Raw genomic sequence first — 243 nt, 5'->3', positions numbered from 1 at the left:
CGGTGCACGGTACCGGCCGAATCGGTCACGGCCTTGATCTCACCCTCCAGGTCGACGGCGGTGATGTCGTCGGCGATCAGCTCGGCGCCGAACCGCTCGGCCTGGGCGCGCATGTTGTCCATCAGATCCGGACCCATGACACCGTCGCGGAAGCCGGGGAAGTTCTCCACCTCGGTGGTGTTCATCAGCGCGCCGCCGGCGGTCACCGAGCCTTCGAAGACCAGCGGCCGCAGGGCGGCGCGG

General features: G+C 69.5%; 1 protein-coding gene. It reads right to left on the bottom strand.

Going from position 1 to position 243, the window contains the following annotated elements; translation table 11 throughout:
- Positions 1-243 (bottom strand): NAD(P)/FAD-dependent oxidoreductase (locus AC2CJA_RS27470; RefSeq protein WP_484605307.1); only part of this gene is annotated, 243 nt, incomplete at both ends.

The organism is Streptomyces sp. ATLC9, assembly GCF_057196705.1.
The sequence above is the reverse complement of the archived record's forward strand: the minus strand, read 5'-3'. Positions and strand labels throughout refer to the sequence as shown.